The following is a 19205-nucleotide window of genomic DNA, read 5'->3' as shown; positions in this document are numbered from 1 at the left end:
CGGCGCGCCGAGGTGACCGGTGGCGGTCCGCGGACGGCCCGGCGGTGCGGACGGCGTGCTGCCGGTGGTCCGTCAGAACGGGCGGGCAGACTGGCGGCCATGACCCACGAGTCCCCCGACGCCGCGCTCGACCTGTTCTCGCCGACGGCCCGCGCGTGGTTCCGCGGCGAGTTCGCCGCGCCCACTCCGGCGCAGGCGGCGGCCTGGCGCTCGATCGGCGGCGGTGCGAACACGCTGGTGGTGGCGCCGACGGGGGCGGGCAAGACGCTGGCGGCGTTCCTGTGGGCGCTGGACCGGCTGGCGGTCGAGCCGGTTCCGGCGGATCCGCTGCGGCGCTGCCGGGTGCTGTACGTGTCGCCGCTGAAGGCGCTGGCGGTGGACGTGCAGCGCAATCTGCGCCGCCCGCTGGAGGGGATGCGCCGGGTGGCGCGCGGGCTGGGGCTGGCCGAGCCCGCTATCGAGGTGGGTTCGCGTACCGGTGACACTCCGGCGCGCGAGCGGCGGGCGTTCGCGCGGCGGCCGCCGGACGTGCTGATCACCACGCCGGAGTCGCTGTTCCTGCTGCTGACCTCGCGGGCGCGGGAGAGCCTGCGGGGGGTGCGCACGGTGATCGTGGACGAGGTGCACGCGCTGGCGGGCACGAAGCGGGGGGCGCATCTGGCGCTGAGCCTGGAGCGGCTGGACGCGCTGGCGGCCGACGGTCCCGGGCAGCGGATCGGGCTGTCGGCGACGGTGCGTCCGGCGGCGGAGGTGGCGGCGTTCCTGGGGGGTCCGCGCCCGGTGGAGGTGGTGCGGCCGCCGTCGGCCAAGCGGCTGGAGCTGGAGGTGGTGGTCCCGGTCGAGGATCTGAGTGAGCCGGGGGCGGGCCTGGAGGCGGCGGCCGGGGACCGGGCGCGGCGGCGCACGGTGTGGCCGCATGTGGAGGAGCGGCTGTTCGACGAGATCGCGGCGCACCGCTCGTCGATCGTGTTCGTGAACGCGCGGGGGATCGCCGAGCGGCTGTGCGCGCGGTTGAACGAGCTGGCGGCGGAGCGGGCGGGGCTGCCGGTGCCGGAGCCGGGCCGGCCGGCGCAGGTGATGGCGCAGTCGGGTACGGGGGCGGGGCTGGCGCCCGTGGTGGCGCGGGCGCACCACGGCTCGGTGTCGCGGGAGGAGCGCGCGCTGATCGAGGAGGAGCTGAAGGCGGGGCGGCTCCCGGCGGTGGTGGCCACGTCAAGCCTTGAGCTGGGCATCGACATGGGCGCGGTGGACCTGGTGGTGCAGGTGGCGGCGCCGCCGTCGGTGGCGAGCGGGCTGCAGCGGGTGGGCCGGGCGGGCCACCAGGTGGAGGGGGTGTCGCGGGGGCTGTTCTTCCCCCGGCACCGGGGCGATCTGCTGCCGTCGGCGGTGGTGGTGGAGCGGATGCGCACGGGCGGGATCGAGGAGCTGCGTACGCCGCGCAATCCGCTGGACGTGCTGGCGCAGCAGGTCGTGGCGATGGCGGCGATGGACGAGTGGCCGGTGGGCGAGCTGGCCGCGCTGGTGCGGCGGGCGTATCCGTTCGCGGAGCTGACCGACGACGTGCTGGCCTCGGTGCTGGACATGCTGGCGGGCCGCTATCCGTCGGACGCGTTCGCGGCCTTCCGGCCCCGGCTGGTGTGGGACCGGGAGGCCGATGTGGTGGCGGCGCGGCCCGGGGCGCAGCGGCTGGCGGTGACGAGCGGCGGCACGATCCCCGACCGGGGCCTGTTCGGGGTGTTCCTGGTGGGCGCGGAGCGGGGGGCGCGGGTCGGCGAGCTGGACGAGGAGATGGTGTACGAGTCGCGTGTGGGCGATGTGTTCGTGCTGGGGGCGTCGTCGTGGCGGATCGAGCAGATCACCCCGGACCGGGTGATGGTGTCTCCGGCGGCGGGGCAGCCGGGGCGGCTGCCGTTCTGGCACGCCGACGCGCAGGGGCGCCCGGCTGAGCTGGGCCGGGCGCTGGGGGCGCTGACGCGCGAGCTGGTGGGTCTGGACGAGGACGCGGCGCTGGCGCGGGCGCGCTCGGCCGGCTTGGACGCCTTGGCGGCGCGGAACCTGGTGGCGTACCTGGCGGAGCAGCGGGACGCGACGGGTTCGGTGCCCGACGACCGCACGGTGGTGGTGGAGCGCTTCCGCGACGAGGTGGGCGACTGGCGGGTGGTGGTGCACTCCCCGTTCGGGGCGCCGGTGCACGCGGCGTGGGCGCTGGTGGTGGCGGCGCGGCTGGGGGCGCGGTTCGGGGTGGAGGCGCAGGCGGTGCCGTCGGACGACGGGATCATGGTGCGGGTGCCCGATACGGAGGCGCCGGCCGGGATGTCGGTGGCCGATCTGGTCGTGGTGGCGGCCGATGAGGTGTCGTCGCTGGTCACGGCGGAGCTGGGGGCGTCGGCGCTCTTCGCGGCGCGGTTCCGCGAGTGCGCGGCGCGGGCGCTGCTGCTGGCGCGGCCGGCGCCGGGGCGGCGGATGCCGCTGTGGCAGCAGCGGCAGCGGTCCGCGCAGCTGCTCCAGGTGGCCAGCGGTTTCCCGGAGTTCCCGATCGTGCTGGAGGCGGTGCGCGAGTGCCTGCGGGACGTGTTCGACGTGCCCGCGCTGGAGGCGCTGATGCGCGACATCGCGGCGCGCCGGGTGCGGGTGGTGGAGGTGGAGACGCCGCAGGCGTCGCCGTTCGCGCGTTCGCTGGCGATGGCGTTCACGGCGGCGTACCTGTACGCCGACGACGTCCCGCTGGCGGAGCGGCGCGCGCAGGCGCTGACCGTGGACGCGGGCCTGCTGGCGCAGCTGCTGGGGCAGCCGGAGCTGCGGGAGCTGCTCGATCCGGAGGTGGTGGCGGAGGCGGATCTGGAGCTGGCCCGGTTGGCGCCGGACCGGCGGGTGCGGGCGTCCGACGCGGCTCAGGGCGTGGAGCGGGCGGCGGACCTGCTGCGGGAGCTGGGGCCGCTGAGCCCGGAGGAGGCGGCGCGGCGGGGTGTGGAGGGCGGCTGGCTGGCGCGGCTGGGTGAGGCGGGCCGGGCGGTGCTGGTGCGGGTGGGCGGTGAGCCCAGGTGGGCGGCGGTGGAGGACGTCTCGCGGCTGCGCGACGCGCTGGGGGTGGAGCCGCCCGCGGGGCTGCCGGGCGCGCTGCTGGAGCCGGTGGCCGATCCGCTCGGCGACCTGCTGTCGCGCTATGCCCGCACCCACGGCCCGTTCCGGGCGGAGGAGCCCGCGCGGCTGCTGGGGATCGGCCCGGCACCGGTGGCGGAGGCGCTGGAGCGGCTGGCGGCGCGGGGGCGGGTGGTGTCGGGGGCCTTCCGGCCGGGCGGCCGGGGGGCGGAGTGGTGCGACGCGGACGTGCTGCGGATGCTGCGCCGCCGCTCGGTGGCGCGGCTGCGGCGCGAGGCGGAGCCGGTGGGGCGGGCGGCGCTGGCTCGTTTCGTGCCGTCGTGGCAGGGGGTGGCGCCGTCGTCCTCGGCCGGGCGCGGCGAGGAGGGGCTGCTGCGCGCGGTGCGCACGCTGCGCGGTGCGGTGGTGCCGGCGTCGGCGCTGGAGGCGCTGGTGCTGGGTTCGAGGGTGGAGGGCTACGGCCCTGCCGTGCTGGACGCGCTGACCGCCACGGGCGAGGTGGTGTGGGCGGGGGCGGGTGCCCTGGGCGGGGGCGACGGGTGGGTGGCGCTGGCGCCGTCGGACGAGGCGGAGCTGGTGCTGCCCGACCCGGCGCCGGTGGCGGAGCTGGGCGAGCCGGAGCTGGCGGGGGCGGTGCTGGACGCGCTGGGCGGCGGCGGGGCGCTGTTCTTCCGCGGTATCGCCGAGCGGGTCGCGGCCGCCGTCGGGGAGGTGGTGGCGGACCAGCGGCTGGTGGAGGTGGTGTGGGAGCTGGTGTGGGCGGGCCTGGTCAGCAATGACACCCTGGCGCCGCTGCGCGCGGTGCTGTCGGCGGGCGGGGTGTCCGCGCGGCGCGCTCCCGGCCGCCGCCCGGCCCTGCCGAGCCGGAGCGGCCCGCCGACGGTGTCGGGCCGCTGGTGGGCGCTGCCGCCGCGCGGCGGTGCGGGGGGCGGCACTGGTGGGGTGCACGGCGGCGCGGTCGACGGCGCGGGCGCGGCCGGCCGTCAGGACGCCGCCCGCCGGAGTGCGGAGCGGGGCTGGGCGGTGGCTCGCGCGCTGCTGGACCGGCACGGCGTGGTGACGCGCGGCGCGGTCGTGGCCGAGCGGGTGGCGGGCGGCTTCGGCGCCGCCTACCCGGTGCTGCGCACGGCGGAGGAGGCGGGCCGCACCCGGCGCGGCTACTTCGTGGAGGGTCTGGGCGCCGCCCAGTTCGCGGTGGAGGGCGCGGTCGACCGGCTGCGCGGCACCCCCGCCCGCACGGGCCCGGTCCTGCTGGCGGCGGCCGACCCCGCCAATGTGTACGGCGCCGCGCTGCCCTGGCCGGAGGCGTCGGCCGAGGGCCACCGCCCCAGCCGCCGCGCGGGCGCGGCCGTCGTGCTGGTCGACGGCGAGCTGGTGCTGTACGTCGAGCGGGGCGGCCGCAGCGTCCTGTCCTTCACCGCCGACTCCGCTCCCCTGCGCGAGGCCGTCGCCGCGCTCGTCGCGGCCGTCCGCGACGGCCGCCTGCCCGCCCTCACCGTCCGCCGCGCCGACGGCGTACCGGTCTTCGAGTCCTCCCTGGCGGACCTGCTGGAGCGCGAGGGCTTCCACGCCACCCCGCAGGGGCTGCGGCTGCGGGTCTGAGAATCCGCGTCGGACGTGGGCAGCGGCCGACCTGGATAGATGTCGTTCCAGACACGGGCCACCCTCGCTACCTCATGGTTGCCATTGACAGGTGCGAGGGCGAACCCTTCACAGAATTGATGCCCGTTCGGTCCCAAGGTCGGCGATCGGAATTCGGCAGGGAAGCAGTCGCTCCCCATCGGGTGCAAATGGTTTGTCCGGTACCGCCCGCACGTCAGGATGCCGGAGCGCCCGCACGTAGGCGACCCCGATCGTGCGGGGCGGCGCGTGCGGGGCGGCGCGCGGCTCGCTACGATGGTCGCCTTGCGACTGGCGTGGGGGCGCAGCGCCCCCGAGGTGGAATCGACCACCGGGAAGCTCCGACCGCCGCACCGTACGCCTGGGTGCGCCGGAACGTCGAGCACGCTGGAGCGCGCCATGATGTTCACCTCTTCCTCCGGTTCGCACACCGCCGCGCTGGCGGTCACCGATCCCCAGGTCGCCGCCCTGGTCGCCGACGAGGAGCGGCGGCAGGGCGAGACCCTGAAGCTGATCCCGTCGGAGAACTACGTGTCGGCGGCGGTGCTCGCGGCCACCGGTTCGGTGTTCACGAACAAGTACTCCGAGGGCTATCCGGGCCGCCGCTACTACGAGGGCCAGCAGGTGGTCGACCGGCTGGAGACCCTGGCGGCCGAGCGCGCCCGCGCGCTGTTCGGCGTCGAGCACGCCAATGTGCAGCCGTACTCCGGCTCCCCGGCCAATCTCGCCGTCTACCTCGCGTTCGCGAGCCCGGGCGACACCGTGATGGGCATGGCGCTGCCGATGGGCGGGCACCTCACCCACGGCTGGCCGGTGTCGGCGACGGGCACGTGGTTCCGCCCGGTCCAGTACGGCGTGCGCCGCGACACCGGCCGGGTGGACCTGGACGAGGTGCGCGAGCTGGCGCGCCGCGAGCGGCCGCGGCTGATCTTCTGCGGGGGCACGGCGGTGCCGCGCACCATCGACTTCGCCGGCTTCGCCGCGATCGCCCGCGAGGTCGGCGCGCTGCTGGTGGCCGATATCGCGCACATCGCCGGCCTGGTCGCCGGGGGCGCGCACCCCTCGCCCGTGGGCCATGCCGACGTGGTCACCACGACCACCCACAAGACGCTGCGCGGCCCGCGCGGCGCGATGATCCTGACCGGTGCCGAGCACGCCCGCGCCGTCGACCGCGCCGTCTTCCCCGGCCTGCAGGGCGGTCCGCACAACCACACCACCGCCGGGATCGCGGTGGCACTGGGCGAGGCGGCCCGCCCGGAGTTCGGCGAATACGCGCGGCGGGTGGTGGCCAATGCCGCGGTGCTCGCCGACGAGTTGGCCGCGCGGGGCTTCGAGCTGGTGTCGGGCGGCACCGACAACCACCTGGTGCTGATCGACCTGACGAGCAGGGGGGTGGGCGGCAAGCCCGCGGCGCGGGCACTGGACGCCGCCGGCCTGGAGACGAACCACAACGCGGTGCCCTTCGATCCGCGCAAGCCCTTCGACCCCTCGGGCCTGCGGATCGGCAGCCCCGCGCTGACGAGCCGCGGCATGGGCGCGGCCGAGATGCGCCAGGTTGCGGCCTGGCTGGACGAGGTGGTCGGCGCGCTGGCCGCCGGTGACGCCGCCGCGCTGGACGCCGTCGTCAAGCGGGTGCGCGGCGAGGTGGCGGAGCTGTGCGCCCAGTACCCTGTCCCCGGCGTGCACTGACGGGCGGCGGCGGGCCGCCGGTGGGCGGACGGAGGGGCGGGAGCATGGCCATCTCGGGCTACATCGGGCGGATGCGCGAACTGGTGGGCCACCGGCTGCTGCTGGTGCCTTCGGCGGCGGCGTGCGTGTTCGACGCCGAGGGGCGGCTGCTGCTGGTCCGCCAGCACGGTTCGGCCGACTGGGCGCTGCCCGGCGGCGCCGTCGAGGTGGACGAGACGCCCGAGCAGGGCGCGGAGCGCGAGACCTTCGAGGAGGTCGGCCTGCGGGTGCGGGCCTACGCCCTGCTCGGGGCCTACGGCGGTCCCGGCCACCGCGTCACCTACCCCAACGGCGACGAGGCGGCGTACGTGTGCACGGTCTACGCCTGCGAGGTGCTGGAGGGCAGCCCCGTCCCCGACGACGATGAGATCGCCGAGCTGCGGTTCGTCTCCGAGGCGGAGGCCAAGGAGCTGACGCTGCGGCCGTGGCTGGTGGACCCGCTGCCCGGTATGTACGCCTGGTGGCGCGCCCGGCCGCGCTGAGCCGCGCGGCGCCCGCCCGCCGCGGGCGGGCTCAGCCGGAGCCGCTGGAGAAGACCTCTTCGCGGGCGTGGTCCAGCGCGGCGAGCAGGGCGCCGCGCAGCACCGGGTTGCCGGTCACCCCGGTGGTGGCGACCCGGACCGTGTTGGGTCCGAGCCGGCTCACGGCCGCGGCGACCCGCCGGGCCAGTTCGGCGCCGCCCACCCGGCCGACCTCGCCGCTGAGCACCACCAGGCCGGGGTCGAGCACCACGCACACCGAGGCGACGCCCAGGGCGATGCGGTGCGCCAACTCGTCCAGGAAGGCGGCTCCGTCGGCGCCCGCGGCGAGCGCCTTGACGACGGCGGCGGCGGCCGAGCCGCTGGGGAAGCCGTGCGAGATGGCCAGCGACTGCACCTCGTGCCCGCCGACCAGCGACTGGTAGCTGTGGCTGAGCGGCTTGGCGCCCTCGACGGCCGGGGCGAGGGAGGCGAAGCCCTCGGGGGCGCCGACGTCGTCGGGCAGCGGGGCGCCGGCCACCGGCAGGTAGCCGATCTCGCCCGCGCCTCCCCCGCTGCCGCGGTGCAGCCGGTCGCCGAGCATGATCGCCATGCCGACGCCGCCGCCGAGCCAGAGCAGCACGAAGTCCTCGGCCTCCGCGGCGGCGCCGACGGAGTGCTCGGCGAGCGCGGCGAGGTTGACGTCGTTCTCGATGACCACGGTCCTGCGCAGGTCGCGGCGGAGCAGGTCGAGGACGCCGTCGTGCCAGGCGGGGAGATCGTGGGAGTAGCGGACGTCGCCGCTGCGGGGGTCGACCACGCCGGGGGTGCCGATCACGAAGGAGCGGAGCCGCTCCATGGGCACCTTGGAGCTGTCGACGAGGGCCATCACGGTGTTGTGCACCAGGGTGACGGGGTCGTCGGAGCCGTTGGGGTCGATGGTGACCTCGGTGACGAGCCGCCCGGTGATGTCCGCGATCCCGGCGCTGATCTCGCTGGGTCCGACGTGGAGCCCGGCGACGTAGCCGCACGAGGGTACGACGGAGTAGAGCGCGGCGTTGGGGCCGCGCCCGCCGCCCTGCCGGCCGACGACCTGGACTAGACCACGTTCCTCGAGCCGCCCCAGGAGCTGCGAGGCGGTTACCTTGGACAGGCCGGTCATCTCACCCAGCTGGCTGCGGGTCAGTGATCCCGCAGACAGAAGCAGCTCCAACGCGGCACGATCGTTCAGCTCGCGCAGCAGACGCGGAGTGCCCGGGCGTCGAGACATAACCGTGATGCCCCTCTCCCTATTTATTAGGAAACTTTCTTGTTAGTTTAGCGCCCAGTCCTCAAGAACTCATCTTGGAGCCTCCACAACACCACTCGGTGCCGTACAAAGTACGCCACCAACAATGCACCAGCCCGCGAACGTGTGCGTGGACCATCCGGTTCGGTTGCGTCCTCGGGGCGCACGCCGCACGCGTGGCGACGCCGAAGGGAGATGTATCGGTGGAACGTGTGGAACGCCTGATGCCGGCGAAGATCGCCGCGGTCGCCGCGGCCCTGCTGTTCGCCGCCGCGTGCGGGGGCGGTGCGCCCGAGGGCGGGAACGCCGCGGCCGGCGGTGAACTCGACCCGGCCGACGCGCCGGAGAACCTCACCATCTGGGTGATGGGCTCGGCCCAGGAACCCCTCAACGACTTCCTGCAGAACGAGGTCGGCGGGCAGTTCCAGGAGACCTACCCCGACACCGAGATCACCGTCGAGTGGATTCCGTGGGACGGCTACGCCGACCAGTTCCAGACCGCGCTCGCCGCGGGCGAGGGCCCCGACATCGTCGAGATCGGCAACGACCAGAACGCCCTGTGGGCCAGCTCGGGCGCGCTGACCGACATCACCGAGCTCGTCGGCGCCTGGGATGAGACGCCCAACCTCAATCCGGAGATGCTGGAGTACGCCGCCTACGACGGCGTCCAGTACGGCGTTCCCTGGTACGGCGGCGTGCGGACCCTGTGGTACCGCGCCGACTGGCTGCGCGAGCTCGGCTACGAGCCGCCCGAGACCTGGGCCGACGTCGAGGAGGTGGCCGAGGCGATCGAGGCGGAGTACGACGTGCCCGGCTTCGGCGCCCCGTCCCGCTTCCAGAACGGCCTGTGGAGCCTGATCTGGAGCACCGGCGGCGAGCTGGCCGTGCAGAACGAGGACGGCTCCTGGGAGGGGCAGATCGACTCGCCCGAGGCCGTCGAGGCCTTCGAGTGGTGGGCGTCGCTGACCGAGTCCGAGATCTCCCCGCAGTCCTACGTCGGCGAGAACGAGCTGATCCCGCTCGCGGACATGGCCAACGGCCAGCTCGGCATGTACATCGACGGCAGCTGGGCCATCGGCCAGATGGAAGAGCAGAACGACGAATTCATCGAGGACCTCGCGCCCGGCGTGATCCCCGGCCGCGACGGCATGGCGCCGGCGATGGCGGGCGGCTCCAACCTGTCGGTGTGGGCGAACTCCGCGAGCCCCGAATTCGCCTTCGAGTTCATCACGCTGCTCAACAACCAGGAGAACGCGGCGCGCTGGTCGGAGCTGGCCGGCTTCTTCCCCGCCTACCCGGCCCTCCTGGAGGACGAGCGCTACCAGACCGACCCGATGCTGGCCGCGGGCGCCCGGCAGATGACCGACGTCCGCTTCCCGCCGAACACCCCCAACTGGGCGTACGCCACCCAGGACCTCGACCTCTTCCACGTCGCCTCGCTGCGCATCGCCGAGGGCGAGGACGCCGCCACGGTGCTGGGCGAGGTCAACGCGGAGCTGACCGAGGCGCTGAACCGGCCCATCGAGTAGGGCTTCCGGCCCGCCCCGTCGAGAACGGCGGCCGGCGGTCCCCACCGCCGGCCGCCGCCGCCCTTGACCCGATTGGCGAAGCCACTTCCATGGCGAACAGAGCGAACACCGCGAACACAGCCGACACCGCGAGCACCGGCGCGGACCGCGCCGGAGCCGAGCCGCGGCGCGGCGGCCCCGAGCGCCCGGCCGCGAGCCACCGCTCGCGCCGCGAGCGCCCCTCCTCGTCCAGACGCAGGTTCAGATACGGCCCCTACCTGCTGATCCTGCCCAGCCTGGCCGTCCTGTGCGTCGTGCTGGTCTGGCCGATCATCCAGATGGTCTGGATCTCGCTGCACAGCTACACGCTGCGCCACCTCAACAGCGGCAGCCCGGAGTGGAACAGCTTCGCCCACTACGTCAGCATCCTGTCCGACGGCTACTTCTGGCGGGTCTTCGCGAACACCATCGCGGTCACCGCCATCATGGTCGTGCTGACGATGGTGCTGGGCACGCTCGTCGGCCTGCTGCTGCACAAGCTGCCCCGCTGGTTCTCCACCATCGTCGCCGTCGGCCTGATGCTGGCCTGGGCCACCCCCGTGCTCACCGCGTCCTTCGTCTACCGGTGGATGTTCTGGACCGAGCGCGGCCTGGTGAACTACCTGCTGCAGGTGCTGCCCGACTGGCTGGTGGGCTCCGGCTGGGACGACTACAACTGGTTCATCGACGCGGCCTCGCTGTTCACCATCCTGATCCTGATCGTGGTGTGGCAGTCCTTCCCGTTCGTCGCCGTGTCCGTGCTGGCCGGGCTGAAGAGCATCCCGCACGAGATGTACGAGGCGGCGCGGGTGGACGGCGCCGGGCCGTGGCGGTCGTTCTGGTCGGTGACCTTCCCGATGCTGCGGCCGCTGTTCGCGCTGATCCTGATCCTGCAGATCATCTGGGACTTCCGCGTCTTCACCCAGCTGTTCGTGCTGGCCAACGGCTTCCAGAACCGCGACGTGTTCCTGCTGTCGTACTACTCCTACCAGCAGGGCTTCGCGGCCACCCCGGCCAACTACGGCATGGGCTCGGCCATCGCCGTGATCATGACCGTGCTGGTCCTGGTGATCACCGCCTACCACATCCGCATGATGATCCGGCAAGGAGAGCTCCGATGACCCCCCGGCTGATGCGGCGGCTCAGGAGCGTCGGACTGTACGCCGCGGGCGCGGCCGTGTTCGTCTTCGCGGTCTTCCCGGTGTACTGGATGGTCGCGACGGCGCTGAAGCCGCAGAGCGAGATCTTCGCGCCCACCCCCACCCTCGTCCCGCAGGCGCCCACCCTGGAGCACTTCGAGCGGGTGCTGTCCGGTGTGCTGATCCCGGGCACCTCGTTCTGGTCCTTCCTGACCAACAGCCTCATCGTGACGCTCGGCTCGGTCGCGGTGGCCTCGGTGTTCGCGCTGCTGGCCGCGGTGGCGGTGGCCCGCTTCCGGTTCCGGCTGCGCACCGCCTTCGTAGTGCTGCTGCTGATCATCCAGATGGTGCCGATGGAAGCGATCATCATCTCGCTGTTCCTGAACTTCCGGCAGCTGGAGCTGAGCACCGGCCTGGAGCTGATCGGCAACCTGTCCAGCGTCCTCATCGTCTACATCGCCGTCTCGCTGCCGATCACGATCATGTTCCTGCGCGGCTTCGTCGCGGCGGTGCCCAGGGAGCTGGAGGAGGCGGCGGCCATCGACGGCGCCGGGCACTGGACGGTCTTCTGGCGGGTGCTGTTCCCGCTGGTGGCCCCCGGCATGGTCGCGGCGAGCATCTTCGCCTTCATCACCGCGTGGAACGAGTTCATCGTCGCCTTCGTCTTCCTGCAGACCAACAGCGAGTCCTACACCCTGCCCGTGTCGCTGTCGTACTACTTCGGCCGCACCGGCACCGAGTGGGGGCCGATCATGGCCGCCTCCACCCTGCTCACCATCCCCGTGATGGCCTTCTTCCTGTTCGTGCAGCGCCGCATGGTCTCCGGCCTGACGATGGGCGCGGTGAAGGGATGAGCGCGCCGGACCACCCCGCCGGCGGCCCCGACCGGGAGCCGCCGTCCCACCGACCGCACCACCCCCGTAGCCGTACCTCAGGATCGGAGCGCCGCCATGCCAGCTGACCGGGCCCTGGAGAGCCTGGCCAACTCGACCCTCCTGGTGCCGTTCCGCGGCACGACCGCGCCCCGCTGGGTGCTGGACGCGGCCGAGAACGGCCTCGGCGGGGTCTGCCTGTTCGCCTTCAACATCACCGGGCCCGAGCAGCTGCGCGCCCTGTCCGACCAGCTGCGCGCCGCCGGCGGCGACCCGCTCGTCTCGCTGGACGAGGAGGGCGGCGACGTCACCCGCGTCTGGCACAGCGACGGCTGCCCCTATCCGGGCAACGCGGCCCTGGGCGCCGTGGACGACGTGGACCTCACCGAGCGGGTGCACCTCTCGCTGGGCGCCGAACTGGCCGCCGTCGGCATCAACCTGGACCTGGCCCCCTCCGTCGACGTCAACACCGCCGACGACAACCCGGTGATCGGCACCCGCGCCTTCGGCGCCGACCCCGACCTGGTGAGCAGGCACGCCGCCGCGGCCGTCACCGGCCTGCAGGCGGCCGGCATCGCCGCCGCCGCCAAGCACTTCCCCGGCCACGGCTCCACCCGCCAGGACTCCCACCACGTCCTGCCGCTGGTGGACGCCGACCTCGACCTGCTGGAGTCCCGCGAACTGGCCCCGTTCCGCGCCGCGATCGGCGCGGGGGTGCACTGCGTGCTCACCGGCCACCTGCTGGTGCCCGGCCTCACCGGCGGCGGCCCGGCCACCTTCTCCCCGGCCGTCGTCGGCGAACTGCTGCGCGGCCGGCTGGGCTTCGACGGGCTCGTCATCACCGACGCGCTGGAGATGCGCGCCGCCAGCGCCGACATCGGGCTGCCCGAGGCGTCGGTGCGGGCGCTGCTCGCCGGCTGCGACCTGCTCTGCCTGGGCGCCAGCCAGTACGAGGACGTGGTCGCGGCGATCCGCGCCGCCATCGTGGCGGCCGTCCGCGAGGGCCGCCTGCCGGTCGAGCGGCTGGAGGACGCGGCCGAGCGGGTGCGCCGGGTGCGGTCCTGGGCCGCCGAGCCCGCCGCCGCCCCGCCGGACCCCTCCGTCGGCGCGGAGGCGGCCAGGCGCGCCATCACCGTGTCGGGCGCGCTGCCCGCCCTGGACCGGCCGCTGGTCGTGGAGTGCGACGCCCCGCCCGGTATGGCCGTCGGCGCGGTCCCGTGGGGCCTGGCCGAGGGCTTCGGCCCCGACGTGGTGCGGGTCGGCGCCGACGGCGCCCCCGCCGGCCCGGAGGGCGCCGACGCCGTCCTGGCCCAGGCGGGCCCGAGGTCGCTGGTGGTCGTCGTCCGCGACGCCCACCGCTACCCGCGCACCCGAGCCCTGGTCGAACGCCTCACCGCGGCCCGCCCCGACACCGTCGTCGTGGAGATGGGCCTCCCCGTCTGGCGCCCCGAGTGCGCCGCCTACATCGCCGCCTACAGCGCCTCCCGCGCCTCCGGCCGCGCCGTCACCGAACTCCTCCAGGGCACCTGGACGGGCGCCTCCACCGCCTAGACCCTCCCCCGGCCCCGTGGTCGGTGGCTCCCACGGGGCCACCCGGGCCGGTCGTCCGCCCCCCGGACGACCGGCCCGGTCCCATTCCCTCATGTTCCGCCCGGGCTCAGCCCCAGATCGGCACCTCGCCGAGCAGCGCCGTCCACTGAGCGCCGGTGAGCCCGTCCCGTGGCCACACCTCCACCAGGATGCGCTCCGCCGACGTGCCGGGCACCGGCGGCCGCTCACGCGCGGCACGGTGGCCCACGACGTCGACCCGTACGCCATGGGGACCCGCCCCCGCGACCAGCGGCAGCTCCACGCCGTCGACCGGGCCGCGCGCGTCCGCACACCGCAGCCGGTCCGCACCGTAAACGACCTCGGCGGACTCCGTGGCCACGTCGGCGAGGTCCGGCCCGGCGTACTCGCACCGGCGGTAGGTCAGCTCCAGCACCAGGTGCTCCTCACGCGAGGCGGGCCGTACGTCGACGAACCCGTCCCCCGCGCCGAGCACTCCGCCGTCCGGCACCACCGCCCGGGGCGCGCTCTCCCGCCCCGGGGCGCACAGCCGCACGAAACCGTCACCGGTGTACACGAGCAGAACCCGCCGCACCGCCCCCGTCCGTGCGAAGACCCGCCGCTCCGACCGCTCAGCCCTCACTGTCGCCGTCCATCCCGCTCCGCCGCTCCACCGCGCCTCATCCCGCCGGCCAGACCGCGATGCGGACCCGCTCGGGCGAGGGTGCCTCGTCCTCCCGCGGCGCTCGTGCGGCGGCGTGGTTGACCAACTCACCACGGACACGGTAGCGACCGGGACCGGCGGGGAGAGGCGCCGCAAGACCGCCGATCCACCCGTCGACGTCCGACACGACGATCCGGTCGACCGAGAAGTCCACATCGAGCCGAGCCACGGCGACGTCGTCGGCGGCGAGCAGCGCCGGCTCGGATTCCGCCACGGCAAGGCTGACCGGAATATGCCCCGACTCCGTCGCCACCATGATGAACACGATGTCCCGTGCGCCTGCCATGAAATCCCGCCGCACATCGAAGCGCATATCGAGAGGAGGGTCGTCAGGCGGCTCCACCTTGAGGAATCCATCAAGGACGAAGGCGACGCCGAAGCACTCGCGCATCTCCACTTCTCTCCTCCCACCCCCTGCCTCCTCCCGGCCGCGCCGGCCCACGGCACTGCCGCACCCCGGTTCTACCGGGCGCCGACGACCGTCGCACGCGGTCCCCGAGCGTTTCGGCCCCGGTGACCACCGCACCCGGTCGCGGGGCCGACGAATCGTGCGTCCGGCACCGGTCCGCGCGGTGTTTGCACACCAAGCAGGCGGATGGCGGCATAATCGCACCATGCGTCTTTCTGCCCGGGTCGACTACGCGCTGCGCGCCGCAGCCGAGCTGGCGGCGGCCAGCGGAGGGCCGGTCACGGCCGAACAGCTCGCACGAGCGCAGGCCATCCCGGGCAAGTTCCTGGAGAACATCCTGACCCAGCTGCGGCGGGCGGGGCTGGTGCGCAGCCAGCGGGGGCCGGTGGGCGGGTACTGGCTGGCGCGGGCGGCCGGGGAGATCTCGCTGGCCGACATCATCCGGGCCGTCGACGGGCCGCTGGCCAATGTGCGCGGCGAGCGGCCCGAGCATGTCGGCTACGAGGGGGCGGCGCGCTCCCTGCAGGAGGTCTGGATCGCGCTGCGCGCCAGTGAGCGCTCGATCCTGGAGTCGGTCACCCTCGCCCACATCGCGGCCGGCGACCTCCCGCAGCCGGTCCGGGAGCTGGCCGAGAAGCCCGAGGCGTGGGTGAGCGGCCGCTAGCGCCGCCGTCCCTCCCGCGTCCGCCCCGGATCACGACGGGGCGACTTTTCCGGGATGCCCGAACACGGACGATCACCATTGCCGTACCCTTTGACAGTCGATCTGCCGAATGACCCGGCTGGGCACGTTCGCGGCATTCGGGCGCACCGCCCCCGCCGCCCGCCCAGATCGGCCGTACCGCACCAGTACCGTCCGGGGGGCCGTGCATGTCCCAACCTCACCCGCTCCAGCCCGGTGACCCAGCGCGCATCGGCGACTACCGCATCTCCCACCGCCTCGGCCAAGGCGGCCAGGGCGTCGTCTACCTGGGCACCGCGGCCAACGGTGCGCGGGTGGCGGTCAAGGTGCTGGGTCCCGAGGCGGCGCGCGACGCCGAGTCGCGGCAGCGCTTCGAGCGCGAGGCGGCCGCGGCGCGGCGGGTGGCGTCCTTCTGCACCGCCCAGGTGCTCGACGCCGACTTCGGCGCGGTGCCGCCCTACATCGTCAGCGAGTACGTCGACGGCCCCTCACTGCGCGACGCGGTCGCCACCGCCGGCCCGCGCACCGGCGCCGCGCTGCACCGCCTCGCCGTCGCCACCGCCACCGCGCTGGTCGCCATCCACGAGGCCGGCATCGTGCACCGCGACCTCAAGCCGGCCAATGTGCTGCTGGCGCAGGACGGCCCCCGCGTCATCGACTTCGGCATCGCCCGGATGACCGACGCGGGCGCCACCCTGCCCGGCGACGTCAACGGCACCCCCAGCTACATGGCGCCCGAGCAGATCCGCCGCGGGCCGGTCGGACCGCCCGCCGACGTCTACGCCTGGGGCGCGGTGATGGTCTACGCCGCCACCGGCCACCCCGTCCACCCGGCCAGGTCGCTGGGCGCCCTGGTCGAGCAGGTGCTGCACGCCGAACCCGACCTCAGCGGGCTGGACGGCACCTGGCGCGAGCTGCTGCTCCCCTGCCTGGACCGCGATCCGGCGCGCCGCCCCAGCGCCCACGACGTGCTGATGGGGCTGCTGCGCCGGCCCGGCTCCCCCGCCGAGCCCCGGCCCGCCGCCGCGCCGCTCGCCGCCCCGGTCGCGCCCGCCGCCCTGGCCGCTCCGCCGGAGCCCGGCCCGGCCGACGGCACCGATGTGGACCCCGCCACGGTCACCTCCACCGAGGTCTCCCCCCGGGGGCGCTCCCGGCGCGGCGCCATGGCCCTGGCCACGGCAGCCACCGCCGTCGCGGTGGTCGCCGCCCTGGTGGGCGGCGCCTACCTGCTGTTCCGGCCCAACGACGACGGCGGCCAGACCCAGGCGGCCGCGGCCGGCCCGCTGCCCGGCGGCGGCTCCGCGTCCGCGGAGCCAGGCCCGGCCCGCCCGTCGCACGACCTCGGCGGCGGCGCGGTGAGCGCGACCGCGCAGGCCAGTGCGTCGCCCTCCGCCGAACCCTCGGCGGACGAGTCCGCCGGCGATGACTCCGGCGGCGACGCCGCCGCCTTCCCCGCCGGATACGCGGGCACCTGGATCGGCTACTGGGCCGAGCAGGGCGACGCGCAGCCCGATTTCGAACTGACCATCGCCGAGGGCTCGGCCACCGGCGCCTTCCACCGCTACGACGGCCAGTGCGACGCCGAGTTCACCTTCACCGGCGCCGACGACTCCGGCACCACCGCCTCGGTCGCGCAGAGCGGCCCCGGCTGCAGCGCGCACACCACCGCCACCCTGAACGTCTCCAGCGGCATCATGGGCATCTACCTGCACCCCGCCGGCGGCGCCGCCGGCGCCAACCTGGTGGCCACCCGCTGACGCGCATACGAAAGGCCGGGCCCGCGCCCACGCGCGCGGCCCGGCCGATGCGGGCGCCCGCCCTGAGGGCGGCGCCGGCCGCTACTTCATCGCCTCGAACATCCAGTGCTGCTGCTCCAGGTCCTCGCTGACCGCGATCAGCAGGTCCTGGGAGACCGGGTCGGGCTCGTCGGTGGCGATGACGCGGTCGCGGAAACGGGCCGCGATACCCCACAGGGTGTCGGTCATGATGCCGACGACCTTCTCGTCCTGGATGTATCCGGCCTCGATAGGCCGTACGTCGGAGGTGTTCGCCACCGTCGCCGCGCGCCCGTCGGGGTTGACCCCGATGGCGACGGCGCGCTCCGCGATGACGTCCATGTGCTTGCGGGCCTTCTTGACCACCTCGTCGAGCTGCAGGTGGACGGAGCGGAAGTTGGGGCCGATGATGTTCCAGTGCGCCTGCTTGGCGATGAGAGAAAGGTCGATCAGGTCGATCAGCGCCCCCTGGAGGGCCTCTCCGACGATCTTCCTGGCATCCTCGGCCAACGGGCTTCTCACGGTAGCCATGCGATGTCCCCCAGATAGTCGTCCCTGCCGGGCTGCGAGGGGGACTCCTGCCCATGGCCCCGCCGGGCGAAACGGCGGGCGGGCGGGTGCGGGCCGGGGGCAGGGGCCCGGATGCGCTCGGGGCGCTGCCGCTTACACAGGCACCATGTCGACGACGTCGGGCACACCGCCGGAGGTGGACTCCAGCTCCAGCCGCTCGTGCTCCAGGGCGTCGGCCCGGGACAGCACCGGCTCGTGCTGCAGTTCGGCCAGGGCCAGCTGGTCCGCTACGTCACGCAGGACGTGGGAGAGCGGAACCCCCAGGGCCCGGCAGATGGACGCCAGCAATTCGGACGAGGCCTCTTTCTGGCCGCGTTCGACTTCGGACAGATATCCCAATGAGACTCGGGCGTCGGCCGACACCTCACGGAGGGTGCGACCCTGCCGCAGCCGGAGCTGCCGCAGCACGTCACCGAGTAGGTGACGAAGCAGGACCATCATTTCGCTCCCTCCCGCCAGTCAAGACCGCCTCCTCCACCGTACCCGCCAACCCGGCGCCTAGGGCACTCCCGATCGGCGATGTTCGCTGGTGGGGTAACACTTGATTTATCGGAGTTGTTCCCCTCTGTTTGGGTAACTATCGACTGCACTATGCAGGAATCGCAGCGCCCGAACGACCGTCTGCGCGCGGATTCCCGCCCTGTCCCCCACGATATCCAGGCCGTTCATCCGGGTCACCCCTCCCGGGCCGGCGAGGCCGACGAACACCGTTCCCACCGGGCGCCCGTCCTGGGGATCCGGACCGGCCACTCCGGTCACCGCGAGACCGAAATCGGCCGCGAGCCGGTCCCGAACCCCCCTCGCCATCGCGACGGCCACCTCGGGGTGCACGGCGCCGCTCCGCGCCAGCAGCGCGGCGTCCACGCCGAGCAGCCCGGCCTTGAGCTCGGTGGCGTAGCTGATGATCCCGCCGCGGAAGCTCTCCGACGCCCCGGGCACGGCGGTGACCGCCGCCCCGATCAGCCCGCCGGTCAGCGACTCGGCCACCGCCAGGCTCGCCGAGCGCCGCCGCAGCACCGCGAGGGCGGCCCGGGCCGCCTGCTCGGCCTCCGCGGGCACACCCGCGGCGTCGGCGCCGGTCCGCTGCTCCATGCGCCCAGCCTCTCATCCCGGCGGCTGCGCCGGCCCGATCACGCGCCCGCGTCGCCGCCGGCTTCACCGGCCCGTCCGCGCAGCCGCACCGCCTGCACGACGTAGTCGGCGCCGGTGACCAGGGTGACGGCGACGGCCGCGCCCATGATCACGTGCGCCACCATCAGCAGCTGCGCGGAGAAGGGCAGCACCGCGAGCGGGAACAGGTACACGCAGATCGCCACGATCTGCAGCACCGTCTTCAGCTTGCCGCCCCGGCTCGCGGGGATGACGCCCAGGCGGATCACCCAGAAGCGCAGCGCGGTGATGCCCAGCTCGCGGACGAGGATCACGACGGTAACCCACCACCACAGCTCGCCCAGGACCGAGAGGACCACCAGCGCCCCGCCGGTGAGGGCCTTGTCGGCGATCGGGTCGGCGATCTTGCCGAAGTCGGTGACGAGGTTGCGGCGGCGGGCCAGCTCGCCGTCGATGTGGTCGGTGATCGAGGCCACCACGAACACCGCGAAGGCGGCCAGCCGCCACAGGGTGCCGTCCTGGAACATCAGCACGACGAACACGGGCACCAGGATCAGCCGCACCACGGTGAGCGCGTTCGCGATGTTGTACGTGCTCACGCGGGCACCGCCGTGGCCGTGGGTCTGCGGGGTCAGC

The 19205-nt window shown here is 74.3% G+C and carries 16 protein-coding genes; 9 read left to right on the top strand and 7 right to left on the bottom strand.

Going from position 1 to position 19205, the window contains the following annotated elements; translation table 11 throughout:
* Positions 1-99 precede the first annotated feature (99 nt).
* From CLV72_RS06160 to CLV72_RS06150, 3 genes are all read left to right on the top strand, one after another.
* Positions 100-4701 carry an ATP-dependent helicase gene (locus CLV72_RS06160; RefSeq protein ID WP_106240575.1) on the top strand — a complete coding sequence of 1534 codons (4602 nt, stop codon included), beginning with the start codon at positions 100-102 and terminating at the stop codon, positions 4699-4701.
* A 420-nt stretch (positions 4702-5121) separates the two neighbouring features.
* Positions 5122-6408: a serine hydroxymethyltransferase gene (locus CLV72_RS06155; protein WP_106241480.1), complete on the top strand. Its 1287-nt coding sequence runs from the start codon at positions 5122-5124 to the stop codon at positions 6406-6408.
* A 44-nt stretch (positions 6409-6452) separates the two neighbouring features.
* Complete coding sequence (locus tag CLV72_RS06150) at positions 6453-6929, top strand: NUDIX domain-containing protein (protein ID WP_106240571.1); 477 nt, start codon at positions 6453-6455, stop codon at positions 6927-6929.
* A gap of 31 nt (positions 6930-6960) precedes the next feature.
* Here the strand turns inward: CLV72_RS06150 and CLV72_RS06145 are convergent, their stop codons facing one another.
* Entirely contained in the window at positions 6961-8175 is a 1215-nt protein-coding gene (locus CLV72_RS06145) for an ROK family transcriptional regulator (protein ID WP_106240568.1), read from the bottom strand.
* Positions 8176-8396: 221 nt separating this feature from the next.
* On the opposite strand from CLV72_RS06145, the gene CLV72_RS06140 reads away from it, so the two are divergent.
* The 4 genes from CLV72_RS06140 (at position 8397) to CLV72_RS06125 (ending at position 13302) form a co-directional block, all read left to right on the top strand.
* Entirely contained in the window at positions 8397-9722 is a 1326-nt protein-coding gene (locus tag CLV72_RS06140; RefSeq protein ID WP_342755650.1) for an extracellular solute-binding protein, read from the top strand.
* 89 nt (positions 9723-9811) lie between these two features.
* Positions 9812-10861 (top strand): carbohydrate ABC transporter permease, encoded by a 1050-nt coding sequence (locus CLV72_RS06135; RefSeq protein WP_106240564.1) that lies wholly within the window; start codon positions 9812-9814, stop codon positions 10859-10861.
* Positions 10858-11733 (top strand): carbohydrate ABC transporter permease, encoded by an 876-nt coding sequence (locus CLV72_RS06130; RefSeq protein ID WP_106240560.1) that lies wholly within the window; start codon positions 10858-10860, stop codon positions 11731-11733. The genes CLV72_RS06135 and CLV72_RS06130 overlap by 4 nt, the downstream gene beginning before the upstream one ends.
* A 96-nt stretch (positions 11734-11829) precedes the next feature.
* Positions 11830-13302 (top strand): glycoside hydrolase family 3 protein, encoded by a 1473-nt coding sequence (locus CLV72_RS06125; RefSeq protein WP_106240556.1) that lies wholly within the window; start codon positions 11830-11832, stop codon positions 13300-13302.
* Positions 13303-13408: 106 nt separating this feature from the next.
* On the opposite strand, the gene CLV72_RS06120 is transcribed toward CLV72_RS06125, so the two are convergent.
* Together CLV72_RS06120 and CLV72_RS06115 are read right to left on the bottom strand one after the other, a co-directional pair.
* Positions 13409-13942, bottom strand: coding sequence for a hypothetical protein (locus tag CLV72_RS06120; RefSeq protein WP_146159359.1), 534 nt, complete (start codon positions 13940-13942; stop codon positions 13409-13411).
* Between the two features lie 37 nt (positions 13943-13979).
* A complete protein-coding gene (locus tag CLV72_RS06115) occupies positions 13980-14420 on the bottom strand; it encodes a hypothetical protein (protein ID WP_106240548.1) in 441 nt (146 codons plus the stop codon).
* A gap of 217 nt (positions 14421-14637) precedes the next feature.
* Here CLV72_RS06115 and CLV72_RS06110 point away from each other — a divergent pair, with 217 nt between their 5' ends.
* Both CLV72_RS06110 and CLV72_RS06105 read left to right on the top strand, forming a co-directional pair.
* A complete protein-coding gene (locus tag CLV72_RS06110; RefSeq protein WP_106240545.1) occupies positions 14638-15096 on the top strand; it encodes an RrF2 family transcriptional regulator in 459 nt (152 codons plus the stop codon).
* Positions 15097-15302: 206 nt separating this feature from the next.
* Positions 15303-16871 (top strand): serine/threonine-protein kinase, encoded by a 1569-nt coding sequence (locus tag CLV72_RS06105; protein WP_106240541.1) that lies wholly within the window; start codon positions 15303-15305, stop codon positions 16869-16871.
* Between the two features lie 81 nt (positions 16872-16952).
* On the opposite strand, the gene CLV72_RS06100 is transcribed toward CLV72_RS06105, so the two are convergent.
* The 4 genes from CLV72_RS06100 to pgsA form a co-directional block, all read right to left on the bottom strand.
* A complete protein-coding gene (locus CLV72_RS06100) occupies positions 16953-17420 on the bottom strand; it encodes a Dps family protein (protein ID WP_106240537.1) in 468 nt (155 codons plus the stop codon).
* Between the two features lie 132 nt (positions 17421-17552).
* Positions 17553-17900: a helix-turn-helix domain-containing protein gene (locus CLV72_RS06095; protein ID WP_106240534.1), complete on the bottom strand. Its 348-nt coding sequence runs from the start codon at positions 17898-17900 to the stop codon at positions 17553-17555.
* A gap of 105 nt (positions 17901-18005) precedes the next feature.
* The gene (locus tag CLV72_RS06090) at positions 18006-18551 is read right to left on the bottom strand and encodes a CinA family protein (RefSeq protein ID WP_106240530.1); all 546 of its coding nucleotides are present in this window, start codon (positions 18549-18551) and stop codon (positions 18006-18008) included.
* A gap of 38 nt (positions 18552-18589) precedes the next feature.
* The gene (pgsA, locus tag CLV72_RS06085) at positions 18590-19168 is read right to left on the bottom strand and encodes a CDP-diacylglycerol--glycerol-3-phosphate 3-phosphatidyltransferase (RefSeq protein WP_245929882.1); all 579 of its coding nucleotides are present in this window, start codon (positions 19166-19168) and stop codon (positions 18590-18592) included.
* Positions 19169-19205: the final 37 nt, after the last annotated feature.

It is taken from the genome of Allonocardiopsis opalescens, from assembly GCF_003002095.1.
Classification (GTDB): domain Bacteria; phylum Actinomycetota; class Actinomycetes; order Streptosporangiales; family Streptosporangiaceae; genus Allonocardiopsis; species Allonocardiopsis opalescens.
Note: the sequence above shows the minus strand (reverse complement) of the source record. Positions and strands in the feature narration are given on the sequence as shown.

What these genes read in the sequence shown, in the direction of transcription:
- CLV72_RS06150 (WP_106240571.1), top strand. Translation starts at nt 6,453, where the DNA reads ATGGCCATCTCGGGCTACATCGGGCGGATGCGCGAACTGGTGGGCCAC.
- CLV72_RS06105 (WP_106240541.1), top strand. Translation starts at nt 15,303, where the DNA reads ATGTCCCAACCTCACCCGCTCCAGCCCGGTGACCCAGCGCGCATCGGC.
- CLV72_RS06145 (WP_106240568.1), bottom strand. Translation starts at nt 8,175, where the DNA reads ATGTCTCGACGCCCGGGCACTCCGCGTCTGCTGCGCGAGCTGAACGAT.
- CLV72_RS06090 (WP_106240530.1), bottom strand. Translation starts at nt 18,551, where the DNA reads ATGGAGCAGCGGACCGGCGCCGACGCCGCGGGTGTGCCCGCGGAGGCC.
- CLV72_RS06095 (WP_106240534.1), bottom strand. Translation starts at nt 17,900, where the DNA reads ATGATGGTCCTGCTTCGTCACCTACTCGGTGACGTGCTGCGGCAGCTC.
- CLV72_RS06160 (WP_106240575.1), top strand. Translation starts at nt 100, where the DNA reads ATGACCCACGAGTCCCCCGACGCCGCGCTCGACCTGTTCTCGCCGACG.
- CLV72_RS06155 (WP_106241480.1), top strand. Translation starts at nt 5,122, where the DNA reads ATGTTCACCTCTTCCTCCGGTTCGCACACCGCCGCGCTGGCGGTCACC.
- CLV72_RS06100 (WP_106240537.1), bottom strand. Translation starts at nt 17,420, where the DNA reads ATGGCTACCGTGAGAAGCCCGTTGGCCGAGGATGCCAGGAAGATCGTC.
- CLV72_RS06130 (WP_106240560.1), top strand. Translation starts at nt 10,858, where the DNA reads ATGACCCCCCGGCTGATGCGGCGGCTCAGGAGCGTCGGACTGTACGCC.
- CLV72_RS06110 (WP_106240545.1), top strand. Translation starts at nt 14,638, where the DNA reads ATGCGTCTTTCTGCCCGGGTCGACTACGCGCTGCGCGCCGCAGCCGAG.
- CLV72_RS06125 (WP_106240556.1), top strand. Translation starts at nt 11,830, where the DNA reads ATGCCAGCTGACCGGGCCCTGGAGAGCCTGGCCAACTCGACCCTCCTG.
- CLV72_RS06135 (WP_106240564.1), top strand. Translation starts at nt 9,812, where the DNA reads ATGGCGAACAGAGCGAACACCGCGAACACAGCCGACACCGCGAGCACC.